This is a genomic window from Streptomyces mobaraensis, from assembly GCF_020099395.1.
In the GTDB taxonomy this organism is placed as follows: domain Bacteria; phylum Actinomycetota; class Actinomycetes; order Streptomycetales; family Streptomycetaceae; genus Streptomyces.
In genome coordinates, this window is record NZ_CP083590.1 from 5,927,478 (window position 1) to 5,941,361 (window position 13,884).

Sequence of the window (13,884 nt, forward strand, 5' to 3'; positions counted from 1 at the left end):
ACAAACTGGGCCGGGCCGAAAAGGCGATCGTCGTACGAGTCGGGGCCCGGCTTCCGCGGGGGCGCGGGCGTTTCAACTACGCTCGGCCCGTGGAGACCGACAACCTCGCGGCCGTCCGCCCGGAGCGGGTGGGCCCCGGCGTGCGCCCGCGCCGGCCGGGTGCGCCCGTGACGGGCGTCGCGCTCACCGGCGCGGGCCTGTTCACCGGCCGGGACCGGGAACTGAAAGAGCTTCGGGCGGACATCGCCCGTACCGGCCTGGACACCCTCTCCGGCCGCAAACCACCCCGCAGCCGGGTCCTGCTCGTCGCCGGACGCCCCGGTTCCGGGCGCACCGCGCTCGCCGAGGAACTGGCCCGGCGGCTGGAGCGGGACTACCCGGACGGAGTACTCCGCGCGCGCCTCACCGACGCCGACGGCACCCCCGTCCCCACCGACCGCACCGCCCGCGCCCTCCTCGCCGACCTCGGCGCCACCGCCACCGCGCCCGCCGGGGCCGAGGAGGACGAGCTCACCGCCGCGCTCCGCGCCGCCCTGGCCGGCCGCCGGGTGCTGCTGCTCCTGGACGACGCGTCGGGCGCCGCCTCCGTCGAGCCGCTGCTGCCGGACGAACCGGGCTGCCTGGTCGTCGCCGTCGCCCGGGGGCCGCTGACCGGCGTCACCGACGTCCGGCCGTGCACCATCGGCGGCCTGGAGACCCCTGCCGCCGTCGACCTCCTGGAGCGGTTCGCCGGCCCCACCCGCATCACCTGTGACCCGATGGCCGCCAGCGCCGTCGTCGAGGAGTGCGCCGGACAGCCCGCCGCGCTGGTGCTGGTCGGCGGCTGGCTGGCCGCCCACCCCAAGATGTCCGTCGCCGACGCGGCCCGGCGGCTGCGCGAACTCCCCGTCCCCGAAGGGCACGACGGCACCACGGGCCGCCCGCTCGCCCGCGCCCTGTGGCTCGCCTACGAGGCGCTGCCCGCGCTGAACGCCCGCATACTGCGCCTGCTCGCGCTGGCCCCCGCCGGTCCCGCCGACGCGCACACCGCCTCCGCGCTGGCCGGCTGCTCGGTCTCCGCCGCCCAGGCCGCGCTGGACGACTTCGTCGCCCGCGGCCTGCTGCGGCCGGTGCCCGTCGACGGCGTACCGGGGGAGCCCGCCGCGCTGCCGCCGCAGTACCAGGTGCCCGGCTGCCTGGCCCCGCTGCTGCGGGCGCTGCTGGAGACCCAGGACCGGCCCGCCGAGGTGGAGCTGGCCCGGGCCCGGATGCTCGAACGGGTCGTCCGCCAGCTGCACTCCTGCCGTGCCGCCGCCGAGCTGACCGACCCCTCCGTCCGCCGCCGGGTGGCCGAGCTGCCCCGGCCGCTGCGCTTCCCCTCGGCGCGGGTCGCGGAGGAGTGGCTGCGCTCCCGGCTGCCCGCGCTGCTGGCCGCCGCCCGGCTGGCCGTCGAGGACGGCGGCCTGGACACCCTCGCCCGTCGCCTGGTCTCCGCGCTGACCAGGGCGCTCTCCGCCCACCTGCCCCCCGAGGAGGCCGGGCCCGAGCAGTACGGGCTGCACCGGCTCGTCCTGGACGTGGCCGACCGCCGCGAGATGGCCCTGGAGAAGTCCGCCGCCCTGCTCAATCTGGGCGACCTGGACACGGGAGCCGGCCGCGTCCGGATGGCGCTCGACCGTTACCGGGAAGCGCTGGCCGCCGCGCGCGCGTGCGGCGACCCGTACGCGACGAGCCGCTCCATGGAGTCCGTCGCCGCCTCCTACCAGGAGCTGGAGGACTGGGCCCGGGCCACCGACTGGTACCGGCGGGCGCTGGAGCTGCGGCTCACCCGCGGTGAACTCGCCGACGAGGCGCGGCTGTACGGGCGGCTCGGCGCGGTGCACGCGCTGGCGGGGGAGTGGGGCGAGGCGCTGCGCACCTGGCGGGCCGCGTCCGCCGCCTGCCGCCGGCTGCGCGACCTGCCGGGGCACGCCCGGGCGCTGAGCGAGGCCGCCGTGGCGCTGGAGCACCTCGGCCGGCCGCAGGACGCGGTGCGAGCCGGTCTGGAGGCGGCGGAGGGCGCCCGGCGGGCCGGCGACGGGCGGCTGGAGGCCGCCGTCCGGCTGCGGCTGGCGGACACCCTGGACCGGCTGGCCGACCCGGCCGGCGCGGAGGCGCAGCGCCGGACGGCGGAGGGGCTGCTCCGGGAGCTGGCGGAGGCCGATGGGGCTGATGGGGCCGGTGGGGCCGCTGCGGAGGAGGCCGGGGTGACCGGGGGGACCGCGGGGACCGGTTCCGGTGTGGCCGGGCCCTCGGGAGGGCTTGAGCCGAACGCCTGACGGGTACACGCCGGGTAACCTGCGAAAGCGATGGCAGTTCCGGAAAAGTTTGTTGCTTTGCAAGGCTAGACAGCTCGACATCCTTCATTAGACTGGTTGCGCCGCGATCGACGCGGTCTGCTCTGGTATGCCGTGGCATTTCCGGATTAGCCTGAAAACCCCTGATTCAAGGACCGTGATCGACGTGAAGGTCGGTATCCCCCGCGAGGTCAAGAACAACGAGTTCCGCGTGGCCATCACCCCGGCCGGTGTGCACGAGCTGGTGCGCAACGGCCACCAGGTCTTCGTGGAGAAGGGCGCCGGTCTGGGCTCCTCCATCACGGACGCCGAGTACACCGGCGCCGGTGCCTCCATCCTGGACAGCGCCGACGAGGTCTGGGCGACCGCCGACCTGCTCCTGAAGGTCAAGGAGCCGATCGCCGAGGAGTACCACCGCCTCCGCAAGGGCCAGACCCTCTTCACCTACCTGCACCTGGCCGCCTCCCGTGAGTGCACGGACGCGCTGCTGGAGTCGGGCACCACGGCGATCGCCTACGAGACCGTCGAGCTCGCCAACCGCGCGCTGCCGCTGCTCGCCCCGATGTCCGAGGTCGCGGGCCGGCTGGCCCCGCAGGTCGGCGCCTACCACCTGATGCGCTCGGCCGGCGGCCGCGGCGTGCTGCCGGGCGGCGTCCCGGGCACGGCGGCCGGCAAGGCCGTCGTCATCGGCGGTGGCGTCTCCGGCTGGAACGCCGCGCAGATCGCCGTCGGCATGGGCTTCCACGTGACCCTGCTCGACAAGGACATCAACAAGCTGCGCGAGGCGGACAAGGTCTTCGGCACCAAGGTGCAGACGATCGTCTCCAACGCCTACGAGCTGGAGAAGGCCGTCGTCGAGGCCGACCTCGTCATCGGCGCGGTCCTGATCCCGGGCGCCAAGGCCCCCAAGCTGGTCACCAACGAGCTCGTCGCCAAGATGAAGCCCGGAAGTGTACTTGTCGACATTGCGATCGACCAGGGCGGCTGCTTCGAGGACTCGAAGCCGACCACCCACGCGGAGCCGACCTTCACCGTCCACGACTCCGTCTTCTACTGTGTCGCCAACATGCCGGGCGCGGTGCCGAACACCTCCACCTACGCGCTGACCAACGCCACGCTGCCCTACATCGTGGAGCTGGCCAACCGCGGCTGGCAGGAGGCGCTGAGCCGGGACGCCGCGCTCGCCAAGGGCCTCAACGTCCATGAGGGACAGGTCGTTTACGGCCCCGTCGCCGAGGCGCACGGTCTTGCGCACGTCGAACTGAGCGCGCTGCTCGGCTGAGGCGTCAAACCGCCCCTGAGGGGAATCACCACCGGCAGGGCCTTGTCCACAAGGCCCTGCCGGCCGTGTTTGGTGCCGGATTCGGACCGGTTTTCCCGAGGTGACCGCCGTTCGGAAAACTTGCGGGTGATACCCCGAACACCCTTGACAGAAGGGTGTTCGATTGCCGACACATCGTGCCGTCTCCGGCGGATTGTGTTGCTGCGGACCGCCGACACGCCATAGAGTCGCAGACCGTCGGCATGGTGCCACGCTGACCTATCTAGATGTTTCCTGGTCACCAAGGAGGTAGGACGACTTGTGAATGAGTCGACATTTGCTCCCGGGGGTGGTCACCCAGGAATTCCTGCCCAGGGCCGGAGCCCCGTGGGGCTCCACGCCGTCGGCTCCGTCGCTGTCCAGACCTTCGCAGCACAGCAGGACATCCAGAGCATGACGACAGCCCACCCGAGCATGGACGGTCTACACGTGAACGCCATGGCCGGCGACCGCGGCGGTGATCCCGCCCGTCTCGCCGACTACGAGGAAGTGCCCGACGGGCACTTCTACGACCCCGACGCGGAGTACGAGCCCGACCCGGAGTACGCGGCCACCCTGGCCCCCGACGCCGCCCGCCAGCGCCGCGAGCGCATCGGCCCCACCGGGCGCCCGCTGCCGTACTTCCCCATCCCGGGCCCGCTGACCGACCACGGCCCGGCGAAGATCATCGCGATGTGCAACCAGAAGGGCGGGGTCGGCAAGACCACCTCGACCATCAACCTGGGCGCCGCGCTGGCCGAGTACGGCCGCCGGGTGCTGCTCGTCGACTTCGACCCGCAGGGCGCGCTCTCCGTCGGACTGGGCGTCAACCCGATGGAGCTCGATCTGACGGTCTACAACCTGCTCATGGAGCGCGGGATGTCGGCCGACGAGGTGCTGCTGAAGACCGCGGTGCCCAACATGGACCTGCTCCCCAGCAACATCGATCTGTCCGCCGCCGAGGTCCAGCTCGTCAGCGAGGTCGCCCGGGAGTCCACGCTCCAGCGCGCCCTCAAGCCGCTGATGGCCGACTACGACTACATCGTGATCGACTGTCAGCCCTCGCTGGGCCTGCTGACGGTGAACGCCCTGACGGCGGCTCACAAGGTCATCGTCCCGCTGGAGTGCGAGTTCTTCGCCCTGCGCGGGGTCGCCCTGCTCACCGAGACCATCGAGAAGGTCCAGGAGCGGCTCAACCCCGAGCTGGAGCTCGACGGCATCCTCGCGACCATGTACGACTCGCGGACCGTGCACAGCCGCGAGGTGCTCGCGCGGGTGGTCGAGGCGTTCGACGACCACGTCTACCACACGGTCATCGGCCGGACCGTCCGCTTCCCGGAGACCACCGTCGCCGGCGAGCCCATCACCACGTACGCCTCCAACTCGGTGGGCGCCGCCGCCTACCGCCAGCTCGCCAGGGAGGTGCTCGCCCGGTGTCACGCCGAGTGAGTCTGCCCGGCGCCGACGAGCTGTTCCGCACCACCGGAGGGGTGGGGCTCCAGTCCTCGGCCCCCCGCAGACAGGCCAAGACGCCCGCCGACGGCGCCCCCGCCCCCGCCCCCGCTTCCGCGCGGGTGCCCGGGCCGGCGGCCGCGGAGCCCGACGCGGCGCCCGCTCCCTCGCCCGCCCCGGAAGGGGCCGCCGACCAGGACGCCGCCGAGCGCCGGCCGGCCGCGGACGGGCGCGAGCGCCCGGCGCCGCGCGGTGCCGCCGCCGCTGCCGCCGGCTCCCGGACCGCCGAGCCGGTCGCCCCCCGGCGCCGCGGGCGCGCCGCCAACCGCCGCCCCAGCGGGCGGGAGCGCCACGACGAGAAGATCACCGTCTACGTCTCCGCCGAGGAACTGATGGACCTCGAGCACGCGCGGCTGGTGCTGCGCGGCGAGCACGGGCTCGCGGTGGACCGCGGCCGGATCGTGCGGGAGGCGGTCGCCGTCGTCCTCGCCGACCTCGAGGCGCGCGGCGACGCGAGCATCCTCGTGCGGCGCCTGCGCGGCCGCTGAGCGACTTCGCCGCTAACCTGCCACGGGCGGGCCCCCGCCCGCGCCGCCCCGGCCCTTCCAGGCCGCCGGATCATCTCGCTCCCCCTGGACCACTCCCGCATGCCCACCGCTGCCTCCCCGCCGCCGCCTCCTGCCCGCCGCTCCCTCGGCCGGGGGCCGGGCGCGCGGCCCGCTCCGGCGGAGGGGGAAGGTTTCGCCCCGGGCGCGGCGGCGCCTACGGCGCCGCCGGGGGAGCAGTCCCCAACCCCGCCCCTTCCCGTTTCCCGGGGGCAAGCACCCCGGCCCCCCGAGCGGCTCCGCCGCGAGGGGGGCGCTGCCGCTGACGCGGGCGCTGCCGCTGACGCGGGCGCTGCCGCTGACGCGGGCGCTGCCGCTGACGCGGGCGCTGCCGCTGACGCGGGCGCTGCCGCTGACGCGGGCGCTGCCGCTGACGCGGGCGCTGCCGCTGACGCGGGCGCTGCCGCTGACGCGGGCGCTGCCGCTGACGCGGGCGCTGCCGCTGACGCGGGCGCTGCCGCTGACGCGGGCGCTGCCGCTGACGCGGGCGCTGCCGCTGACGCGGGCGCTGCCGCTGACGCGGGCGCTGCCGCTGGCGCGGGCGCTGCCGCTGGCGCGGGCGCTGCCGCTGGCGCGGGCGCTGCCGCTGGCGCGGGTGCTGCCGCTGGCGCGGGTGCTGCCGCTGGCGCGGGTGCTGCCGCTGGCGCGGGTGCTGCCGCTGGCGCGGGTGCTGCCGCTGGCGCGGGTGCTGCCGCTGGCGCGGGTGCTGCCGCTGGCGCGGGTGCTGCCGCTGGCGCGGGTGCTGCCGCGGCCTCCGTTTCGGGTGGCGAGGGTGGCGGCCACGCCGGCCCTGGTGGTGGCGGGGGGCCGGGGGCGGAGCCCACGGTTTCGGGAAGGGGTGGGGACGGGGAGGAGAACCCCCCTGACAGCAGCCGCTTCACGCTGCACCTCGACAACTTCGAAGGCCCCTTCGACCTCCTCCTCCAGCTCATCGCCAAGCACAAGCTCGACGTCACCGAAGTAGCCCTTTCCCAGGTCACCGACGAGTTCATGGCGCACCTCCGCGCCATGGGTCCCGACTTCGACCTCGATCAGACGACCGAGTTCCTCGTCGTCGCGTCCACGCTGCTGGACCTCAAGGCCGCCCGGCTGCTGCCCGCCGCCGAGGTGGAGGACGAGGCCGATCTCGCCCTGCTTGAGGCGCGGGACCTGCTCTTCGCCCGGCTGCTGCAGTACCGCGCGTACAAGAGGATCGCGGCGATCCTCGGGGAGCGGATGGCCACCGAGGGCCGTCGGCGGCCGCGTACCGTCGGTCTGGAGCCGCGGTTCGCGGAGCTGCTGCCGGAGGTCGTGCTCGGGATCGGGCCGGAACGATTCGCCGAGCTCGCGGTGAAGGCGATGCAGCCCAGGCCCGCGCCGCAGGTGTACGTGGACCACATCCACGCGCCGCTGGTGAGCGTCCGGGAGCAGGCGGGGGTGGTGGTCGCCAGGCTGCGGGAGGCGGGTGAGGCGACGTTCGAGGAGCTGACCGCCGACGCCGCGGACGGCCTCACCGTCGTCGCCCGCTTCCTCGCCCTCCTGGAGCTCTACCGGGAGCGGGCCGTCGCCCTCGACCAGGAAGAGGCGCTGGGGACGCTGACCGTCCGCTGGACGGGGGCGGGCGGCGACGCACCTGTGGTGACCGACGAGTTCGACCGAGAACCCGAAGAACCCGAAGAAGGGGAGGCGGCGGAGTGAGCGCTGGCAGCAGTACGGAGGACGAGACCGGCGTCGTGGGCGAGCTTCCCCTCGCGCCCGCCCTCGAAGCCGTCCTCATGGTCGTCGACGAGCCCGTCACCGAGGAACACCTGGCCCGGATCCTCGAACGCCCCCGCCGCGACATCGCCGCCGCGCTGCGCGCGCTGGCCGACGAGTACACCGCGCAGGGCCGCGGCTTCGAGCTGCGGGAGGTCGGCGGCGGGTGGCGGTTCTTCAGCCGGCCCGCCTACGCGGACGCGGTCGAGGCGTTCGTCCTGGACGGGCAGCAGGCCCGGCTGACACAGGCCGCGTTGGAGACCCTGGCCGTCGTCGCGTACCGTCAGCCGGTCAGCCGTTCGCGGGTCTCCGCGGTGCGCGGGGTGAACTGCGACGGCGTCATGCGCACCCTCCTCCAGCGGGGCCTCGTGGAGGAGACGGGGACGGAACCCGAAACAGGTGCGATCCTGTACAGGACGACGAACTATTTCCTGGAGCGGATGGGCCTGCGCGGTCTGGACGAGCTTCCCGAGCTCGCACCGTTCCTCCCGGAGGCGGACGCGGTCGAGGGCGACTCCCAGGAGGGGGTCCCGTCGTTCGATCCGGACGCCCCGGACACCGAAGCGGACGACAAGACGGAACTTTGATGCGAAGCAGCGGCAGGAACAGCGGAAGCGGCAACCGGGACAACCGGGGCGGCGGCGGCCGAAGCGGCGGCGGCCGGAGCGGCGGGTCCCCCCGCCCGTCCTCCGGCGGCGGGCGTGCGGGCGGCGGCCGCTCCGGCGGCGGGCGCTACGACGCCGGCCGCTCCGAGGGCGGGCGCTACGAGCGTCGCGACGACCGGCAGGACGGCCGGCGCGACGAGCGGCGGCCGGAGCAGCGCCCGCGCCGTCCGCGCCCGGAGGAGCGCCGTTACGACGTCGGTACCGAGGGCGAGCGCAGCGGAGGACGCGGCCCGTCCTCCGGCCGGGGCGCCTCGGCCCGCGGCGGCGCCAAGGGCGGCCCGCGCCGCAGCCCGTCGGCCGGCAGCGACCGGCGGACGGCCCCGGCGCGCCCGCGCGAGCTCGACGCCAAGATCGAGGAGCGCAACCGGGAGCGGCACAACAAGCCTCAGGTCAAGCTGCCCAAGACCTTCGGCGAGCAGGAGGGCGAGCGGCTGCAGAAGGTGCTGGCCCGGGCCGGCATGGGCTCCCGCCGCGCCTGCGAGGAGCTGATCGAGCAGGCCCGCGTCGAGGTCAACGGGCAGATCGTCACCGAGCAGGGGCTGCGCGTCGACCCCGAGAAGGACGAGATCAAGGTGGACGGCCTGACCGTCGCCACCCAGTCGTACCTGTTCTTCGCGCTCAACAAGCCGGCCGGCGTCGTCTCCACCATGGAGGACCCGGACGGCCGCCAGTGCCTCGGCGACTACGTCACCAACCGCGAGACCCGGCTGTTCCACGTCGGCCGCCTCGACACGGAGACCGAGGGCATCATCCTGCTCACCAACCACGGCGAGCTGGCCCACCGCCTCACCCACCCCCGCTACGGCGTCCAGAAGACCTACCTGGCCGCCATCACCGGTCCGCTGCCGCGCGACATCGGCAAGCGGCTCAAGAGCGGCATCGAGCTGGAGGACGGCTGGGCGCGTGCCGACGACTTCCGGGTCATCCAGCAGACCGGCAAGAACTACCTGGTCGAGGTCACCCTGCACGAGGGCCGCAAGCACATCGTGCGCCGGATGCTGGCCGAGGCCGGCTTCCCGGTCGAGAAGCTCGTCCGCACCTCGTTCGGGCCGATCGCCCTGGGCGACCAGAAGTCCGGCTGGCTGCGACGGCTCACCAACACCGAGGTGGGCATGCTGATGCGCGAGGTCGAGCTCTAAGGGCCGTGGCCCTCCGGTGCGGCGGCGGCCCGACCCGGCCCGCCGCCGCACCGGGGCGCCTGAGATCCTGGGCCGATGTCCGACACCGACACGGCGGCCGTGCTGCGCGCCGCCGGCCTGCCGACCGCCGACCTCTCGCCCGTCCTGGCCGAGCCGGGCCACCCGCTGGTCTTCGCCACCGTCTCCGGCGCCCACCTCTACGGCTTCCCGTCCCGCGACTCCGACGTCGACCTGCGCGGTGTCCACCTGCTGCCCGTCGCCGACCTCATAGGGCTGCGCGAGGGCGAGGAGACCGTCACGCGCATGGGCGTGCGCGACGGCGTGGAGATGGATCTCGTCACCCACGACCTGCGCAAGTTCGCCCGGCTGCTGCTGCGCCGCAACGGCTATGTGCTGGAGCAGCTGCTGTCGCCCCTGGTCGTCCGCACGTCCGCCGTCCACACCGAGCTGACGGCCCTCGCGCCCGCCGTGCTCACCAGCCACCACGCCCACCACTACCGGGGCTTCGCCGGCACGCAGTGGCGGTTCTTCGACCGGACGGGCGAGCTGAAGCCGCTGCTCTACACCTTCCGGGTGCTGCTCACCGGCATCCACCTGATGCGCGCCGGCGAGGTCGTCGCCCACCTGCCGACCCTCCTCGACCTGGTGCCGGACGCCCCCGGCTATCTGCCCGACCTCGTCGCGGCGAAGGCGGAGGCCGAGCACGGCGCGGCCGGCGACCTGGTGGACGCCGCGCGGCTCACGGCGGACGTCGAGGCGCTGCACGCCGCGCTGGACGCCGCGCAGGCCGCGTCCCGGCTGCCGGAGACCGTGGCGCCGACGGCGTACGACGCGCTGCACGACCTCGTCGTACGGGCCCGGGGCGGGGCCGCCGGCTAGCCCCGCGCCCCCGGAGCGGGGCGATCCCGGGCCGGTGGGGCCGGGTGCCCGGGGCCGGGCCTGGACGATCCGGCCCGGACCCGGGCACGCGCATCCGACGGCCACGGGTGACGCTGACGGGGTGCCAGGGCGCTTCCAGGGCGGACATCCGGGCCCGCGAGGGGCCGGCGAGAGCCGGCCGAGCCCACGTCCGTGCCGGCACGGGCAGCGGCTGTCGTGCCGGCGGCGTTCCCGAGCGGGGCGGTCGGGCCCGTCGGCGGAGCCGCCCCGGGCGTGTACGGGCGACGAGGGTGGCCCGGAGGCTGTCCCCGGCGGTGTTCCGGGCCGTGGCGGGGCCGGCCGGGTCCGGGCCGGGTAACCCGTCGAGCGTCGCGTCGGGCCGGTGTACGGGCCCTCAGCCCGCCGCCGCGGACTTCCGCCGCACCCGGACCAGGAAGTCCTCCACCCGCGCCCGGTCCGGCCCGGCCGGCAGCGGGGTGCGGGCCGCGGCCGCCTCCAGTTCGCCGCGCAGCCGGTCCAGCCGGCGCTCCGCCTCCGGCCAGGGCAGTTCGCCCCGCCGGACGGCCAGCAGCTCCTCGCGCCGGTCGCCGACGGCGAGGGTGAGGGCGCCGGTGCGCAGCAGGTCGCGGGCGCTCTCCAGGATCCGCATCAGGTGCATGACCTGCTTCCAGTTCGGGGCGCCGGTCCGCAGCATGGAGGCGTCGGACTTCGCCCGCTGTGCGTCCGCGTAACCGGTGAACGTCCGGTGCGCCAGCCGGGAGAGGAACGCCCCGCGCAGCGCGAGCAGCTCCCGGCCCCGCTCGTCGGCGTACTCGACGAGCGGGGAGTGCAGGCATTCGAGGACGGTGGGGTTGGCCCGCAGGGCCAGTTCGCAGAAGCGTTCCAGCTCCCAGGAGAACTGCTCCGGGGCGGGCCCCTCGACGTGCGTCGGCGGCTTGTCGAAGCCCCAGAACAGCGCGGCGGGGGCCGCGTACACCCCGCGCCGGTCGGTGTCGCTCGCCTCGGTGTCCAGCCCGAAGGCGCGCGAGCCCATGACGCAGGAGTAGATCGTGTGGTCGGTCACCAGGGCGTGCATGGTCCGCATTGTGGCTGCCGGGAGGAGGGCGCGTCACACCGTTTCCCGGCGGCCGCCGCGCCGCCCGGTCATGGCCTGCCGGCAGGCCACCGGCCCGCCGGCCGCACGGCGCGGGTCAGGACCGCACCAAGCGGGTCAGGACCATACCGCCAGGCTCTCCGCCCGCCCGTCCTCGTCCCGCCGGATCTCCATCATCCCCTCGACCGCGTCCCGGTTGATCCGCCCGTAGACGTGCGGGAACAGCGTTCCCGGCGCGGTGCCGGGCGGCGGGGCCGGGTCGGCCGCCTCCCAGCGGACCAGGACGCCCAGCTTGTGCTCGTCGATCAGCAGCGCCATCAGCGGTCCCTTGACGTCCCGGTAGAACGCGGAGGCCACGGCGAGCGTCGTCTCCTCGTCGGGGGAGCAGTGCACGAAGCCCTCCTCGTCGAGGGAGGCGGGGGCGAAGGGGCGGTCGGGGACGGCGAGCCAGTCGTCCAGGGGAACCACGTGAAAGATCATGCCCCCCTTCTACCCGAAGGGGCCGCCGCAGTCCCGGCGGCCCGCTCCGCGCCGGGTCCGTCCGGCGGCCCCGCGCCCGGCCCGGCCCGGGACGCCCTAGGCTGGGCCCGCGGGGGCCGTCCGGACGCCGCCGGGGCGCGCCCCGGAGCCACCGGGCCGCCGGGCTCCCCGCGCCCGTCGTGACCGCCCGTCCCGCGACCGGACCCGCCCGAGTGCGCCGGGCTCCGCCGCGGCCCTGCGCAAGGACCCGCCCGTGAGAACCGCTCTCGTCATCGGCACCGGACTGATCGGCACCTCCGCCGCGCTCGCCCTGGCGGGCCGGGGGGTCCAGGTCCACCTCAGCGACCACGACCCCGACCGGGCCCGGATGGCCGCCGCCCGGGGCGCCGGCACGGAGGCGGAGCCGGAGGGCCGCTGCGACCTCGTCGTCGTCGCCGTGCCGCCCGCGCACGTCGCCGCCACCCTCGCGGACGCGATCGGGGCCGGCCGGGGCCGCGCCTACCTCGACGTCGCCAGCGTCAAGGGCGGCCCGCGCCGGGAGCTGGAGGCGCTGGGCTGCGACCTCTCCGGCTACCTGGGCACCCACCCCATGGCCGGCCGCGAGCGCTCCGGCCCGATGGCCGCCTCCGCCGACCTGTTCGAGGGCCGCCCCTGGGTGCTGACCCCCACCCGGGAGACCGACACCGAGGTCCTCAACATCGCCCTCGAACTGATCGCCCACTGCCGGGCCGTCCCCGTCGTCATGGACGCCGACGCCCACGACCGGGCCGTCGCCCTCGTCTCGCACACCCCGCAGCTCGTCTCCAGCATGGTCGCCGCCCGGCTGGCGGAGGCCGACGAGACGGCCGTCCGGCTGTGCGGCCAGGGCATCCGGGACGTGACCCGGATCGCCGCCTCCGACCCCCGCATGTGGCTGGAGATCCTCGCCGCGAATCCGGGCCCGGTCGCGGACGTCCTCGCCGCCGTCGCCGCCGACCTGGAGGGGACGGTACGGGCCCTGCGCGCCCTCGACAGCGCGGGCGACTCCGCCGACGAGGAGGCGGCGGCGGGCCTGGAGGACGTGCTGCGCCGCGGCAACACCGGCCGGGCCCGCGTCCCCGGCAAGCACGGCTCGGCCCCGGCCGCGTACGAGACGGTGACCGTCCTCATCGGCGACCAGCCGGGCGAGCTGGCCCGGATCTTCGCCGACGCGGGCCGGGCCGGCGTCAACATCGAGGACGTGCGCATCGAGCACGCCACCGGGCGGCAGAGCGGTCTGATCCAGCTGATGGTCGAGCCGAAGGCCGCCGACGGTCTCGCGGACACCCTCCGGGAGCGCGGCTGGTCGCTGCGCCAGTAGCCGGCGGGCGTCCCATCGGGCCGGGCGGGGAGCGCGGCTGTACGGGCCGGTCCGGCGAGCCAGTAACCTTGGGTGAGCCCCCAACGGGCCCCGCCAGGCAGCGACGACCCGCCGCCGTGCACGAGGAAGGTGTCAGACACCGTGGAAACCGCCGCCCGGACCGCACCGGCAGCAGTCATCGTCGCCATCGACGGCCCCTCCGGCACGGGCAAGTCCAGCACCTCGAAGGCCGTCGCCGCCAAGCTCGGCCTCCGCTATCTGGACACCGGCGCCCAGTACCGGGCGATCACCTGGTGGATGCTGAGCAACGGCGTCGACGTGAACGACGCCGCAGCCGTGGCCGCCGCCGCGGGCAAGCCCGACCTCGTCTCCGGCACCGACCCGTCCACGCCCACCATCACGGTCGACGGCCTGGACGCCGCCCAGCCGATCCGCACCCAGGAGGTCACCGCGGCGGTCAGCGCCGTCAGCGCGGTGCCCGAGGTGCGGACGCGGCTCACCGAGCTCCAGCGGTCCATGGCCGCCGAGGCGCCGCACGGCATCGTCGTCGAGGGCCGGGACATCGGCACCACCGTCCTCCCCGACGCCGACCTGAAGATCTTCCTCACCGCCTCGCCGGAGGCCCGCGCCGCCCGCCGCGCCGGCGAGCTCAAGGGCAAGGAGGCCGCCGACCTCGCCAGCACCCAGGCCGCCCTGATCAAGCGGGACGCCGCCGACTCCGGCCGCAAGACCTCCCCGCTGGCCAAGGCAGGGGACGCGGTCGAGGTCGACACCACCGAGCTCACCCTCGACCAGGTGATCGAGTGCGTGGTCACGCTGGTCGAGGAGCGGCGTAGCCGAGACGCAGCGCAGGTTGAGGGCTCCGACCGAGGAACGAGGGCGG

General features: G+C 75.1%; 11 protein-coding genes and 2 pseudogenes. 10 read left to right on the forward strand and 3 right to left on the reverse strand.

Going from position 1 to position 13,884, the window contains the following annotated elements; all coding sequences use genetic code 11:
* Nucleotides 1-89 precede the first annotated feature (89 nt).
* The 4 genes from K7I03_RS26195 (at nucleotide 90) to K7I03_RS26210 (ending at nucleotide 5,615) form a co-directional block, all read left to right on the forward strand.
* Nucleotides 90-2,297 (forward strand): tetratricopeptide repeat protein, encoded by a 2,208-nt coding sequence (locus K7I03_RS26195; protein ID WP_398857975.1) that lies wholly within the window; start codon nucleotides 90-92, stop codon nucleotides 2,295-2,297.
* Nucleotides 2,298-2,481: 184 nt separating this feature from the next.
* Nucleotides 2,482-3,597, forward strand: a complete 1,116-nt coding sequence (gene ald / locus K7I03_RS26200) for an alanine dehydrogenase (RefSeq protein ID WP_185946154.1) — start codon at nucleotides 2,482-2,484, stop codon at nucleotides 3,595-3,597.
* A 342-nt stretch (nucleotides 3,598-3,939) separates the two neighbouring features.
* Nucleotides 3,940-5,064, forward strand: coding sequence for a ParA family protein (locus K7I03_RS26205; RefSeq protein WP_078588259.1), 1,125 nt, complete (start codon nucleotides 3,940-3,942; stop codon nucleotides 5,062-5,064).
* Nucleotides 5,061-5,615, forward strand: coding sequence for a hypothetical protein (locus K7I03_RS26210; protein WP_185946160.1), 555 nt, complete (start codon nucleotides 5,061-5,063; stop codon nucleotides 5,613-5,615). Before K7I03_RS26205 ends, K7I03_RS26210 begins: the two co-directional genes overlap by 4 nt.
* A gap of 12 nt (nucleotides 5,616-5,627) precedes the next feature.
* Here the strand turns inward: K7I03_RS26210 and K7I03_RS34520 are convergent, their stop codons facing one another.
* On the reverse strand, nucleotides 5,628-6,455 hold the full coding sequence (locus tag K7I03_RS34520; RefSeq protein WP_224347630.1) for a polymer-forming cytoskeletal protein: 828 nt from the start codon (nucleotides 6,453-6,455) through the stop codon (nucleotides 5,628-5,630).
* On the opposite strand from K7I03_RS34520, the pseudogene K7I03_RS34525 reads away from it, so the two are divergent.
* From K7I03_RS34525 to K7I03_RS26235, 4 genes and pseudogenes are all read left to right on the forward strand, one after another.
* A pseudogene (locus tag K7I03_RS34525) lies at nucleotides 6,369-7,349 on the forward strand (segregation and condensation protein A); the annotation flags it as partial. The gene K7I03_RS34520 and the pseudogene K7I03_RS34525 sit on opposite strands and share 87 nt — an antisense overlap.
* A 77-nt stretch (nucleotides 7,350-7,426) precedes the next feature.
* Entirely contained in the window at nucleotides 7,427-7,993 is a 567-nt protein-coding gene (scpB, locus tag K7I03_RS26225) for an SMC-Scp complex subunit ScpB (RefSeq protein ID WP_238513618.1), read from the forward strand.
* Entirely contained in the window at nucleotides 7,993-9,210 is a 1,218-nt protein-coding gene (locus K7I03_RS26230; RefSeq protein ID WP_185944586.1) for a pseudouridine synthase, read from the forward strand. Before scpB ends, K7I03_RS26230 begins: the two co-directional genes overlap by 1 nt.
* A 75-nt stretch (nucleotides 9,211-9,285) precedes the next feature.
* Nucleotides 9,286-10,089, forward strand: coding sequence for a nucleotidyltransferase domain-containing protein (locus tag K7I03_RS26235; protein ID WP_185944587.1), 804 nt, complete (start codon nucleotides 9,286-9,288; stop codon nucleotides 10,087-10,089).
* A 394-nt stretch (nucleotides 10,090-10,483) separates the two neighbouring features.
* On the opposite strand, the gene K7I03_RS26240 is transcribed toward K7I03_RS26235, so the two are convergent.
* Both K7I03_RS26240 and K7I03_RS26245 read right to left on the reverse strand, forming a co-directional pair.
* Entirely contained in the window at nucleotides 10,484-11,173 is a 690-nt protein-coding gene (locus K7I03_RS26240) for a nucleotidyltransferase domain-containing protein (protein ID WP_185944588.1), read from the reverse strand.
* Between the two features lie 126 nt (nucleotides 11,174-11,299).
* Nucleotides 11,300-11,662, reverse strand: coding sequence for a DUF952 domain-containing protein (locus K7I03_RS26245; protein WP_185944589.1), 363 nt, complete (start codon nucleotides 11,660-11,662; stop codon nucleotides 11,300-11,302).
* A gap of 253 nt (nucleotides 11,663-11,915) precedes the next feature.
* On the opposite strand from K7I03_RS26245, the gene K7I03_RS26250 reads away from it, so the two are divergent.
* On the forward strand, nucleotides 11,916-13,001 hold the full coding sequence (locus K7I03_RS26250) for a prephenate dehydrogenase (RefSeq protein WP_185944590.1): 1,086 nt from the start codon (nucleotides 11,916-11,918) through the stop codon (nucleotides 12,999-13,001).
* Between the two features lie 129 nt (nucleotides 13,002-13,130).
* Nucleotides 13,131-13,844: pseudogene (cmk, locus tag K7I03_RS26255) on the forward strand ((d)CMP kinase); the annotation flags it as partial.
* Between the last annotated feature and the right edge of the window lie 40 nt (nucleotides 13,845-13,884).

Bases quoted from the DNA above. Each gene is read 5' to 3' on its own strand.
- scpB (WP_238513618.1), top strand. From the start codon at position 7,427: ATGGTCGTCGACGAGCCCGTCACCGAGGAACACCTGGCCCGGATCCTC.
- K7I03_RS26230 (WP_185944586.1), top strand. From the start codon at position 7,993: ATGCGAAGCAGCGGCAGGAACAGCGGAAGCGGCAACCGGGACAACCGG.
- K7I03_RS26235 (WP_185944587.1), top strand. From the start codon at position 9,286: ATGTCCGACACCGACACGGCGGCCGTGCTGCGCGCCGCCGGCCTGCCG.
- K7I03_RS26240 (WP_185944588.1), bottom strand. From the start codon at position 11,173: ATGCGGACCATGCACGCCCTGGTGACCGACCACACGATCTACTCCTGC.
- K7I03_RS26245 (WP_185944589.1), bottom strand. From the start codon at position 11,662: ATGATCTTTCACGTGGTTCCCCTGGACGACTGGCTCGCCGTCCCCGAC.